The organism is Paenibacillus sp. LHD-38 (assembly GCF_031157315.1).
GTDB lineage: Bacteria > Bacillota > Bacilli > Paenibacillales > Paenibacillaceae > Pristimantibacillus.
The window spans coordinates 1-1,128 of sequence record NZ_JAVIFU010000132.1 but is presented as its reverse complement, the minus strand read 5'-3'; the positions used below and the strand labels follow the sequence as shown (position 1 = coordinate 1,128).

Here is a 1,128-nt window from a genome sequence, read left to right as displayed (position 1 = left end):
TTGTGCGCTTGGCAGCGCAATCGACTAGGGAGTGAAAGTCTCCAGTACACTGCGAGGTGGCGGAAGTACATAGCTGACGCATAGTGCTAGTCCGTGAGGATAGGTGCGGAGGATGCGAAGGCAAAACTCGGAACAGGCGGCAAAACCATGTTGGCTGACGGAGCTGGATGACTCTGCAAGAGAAGGGAATGTCCAATACCACCAGTAGTTCCGGAAGTTAAGAGGACTGGATTCGAGGGAAAGTCGGTTGACGTGACCCAAGGAGATCTCATCGCTCCCGCCGAAAGTGCGGTAACCCTAGTCCAAGACCGTGAGGGTCAAGGCAAGGCTATGAATGGTGAGAAGTCAGACGTAGGGATAGTAGCGACCAAGTTTGCCAGAAAGGCCGCAAAGGCAAATGAATCGGCGCAAAGTCGTCGATGCAGTCATCGACCCAAAAGGCGGTGCCCTGTGCGAAGCCCGAAACCGTGGAAGAAGAGAGATTGTGGAAGGCCATGTGCCAGACAGGAGCCGGGGAGCCAAGAAGCGCGAAGAACCGGGGAATGAACATAAGGAGAAGCCGTTTGGGGCGAGTACCGACAGGGAAATGGAGATTGCTGAGAGGCTACAAACCATGGAACTGCAAGGGAAGGAGAACGAGCATGGAGGAACAAGGAAAGAACAATCGCTCTCGTGAAGGAGTAAAGCAAGAAGAACGCAAGTGGTACAGCCTTATCGACAAGATATGGGCGAAGCCAAACCTGGAGGAAGCCTTCAAGGAGGTTAAGCGAAACCGAGGCGCAGCAGGGATCGATCGAATGACCATCAAGGCATTTGAATCGCAGTTGGAACACCATCTAGAAGTGGTCCAACAGACGCTGAAGAACAAAACCTACCGGCCAAAGCCCGTTAGGCGCGTCTACATCCCGAAAGCAGACGGAACGCAAAGACCACTAGGGATTCCTACCGTGGGAGACCGAGTTGTACAAGCCGCAACAAGGCGCATATTGGAACCCATCTTCGAAGCAAAGTTCATGGATTGCAGTTACGGATTCCGACCGGAGAGAAGCGCACACATGGCGTTAAAGAAAATTCGTCAAGATGTAGATGATGGGTTTCGCTATGTCATAGACGCAGATCTAAAATCGT

1 protein-coding gene and 1 pseudogene are annotated in these 1,128 nt (G+C 52.5%); both read left to right on the top strand.

Going from position 1 to position 1,128, the window contains the following annotated elements:
• Positions 1-397: 397 nt before the first annotated feature.
• On the top strand, positions 398-676 hold the full coding sequence (locus RCO25_RS34575; RefSeq protein WP_309000566.1) for a hypothetical protein: 279 nt from the start codon (positions 398-400) through the stop codon (positions 674-676).
• Positions 642-1,128: pseudogene (locus tag RCO25_RS34570) on the top strand (reverse transcriptase domain-containing protein); the annotation flags it as partial. The gene RCO25_RS34575 and the pseudogene RCO25_RS34570, both read left to right, overlap by 35 nt.

Coding starts and splice junctions, on each gene's coding strand:
- RCO25_RS34575 (WP_309000566.1), top strand. CDS start 398: ATGAATCGGCGCAAAGTCGTCGATGCAGTCATCGACCCAAAAGGCGGT.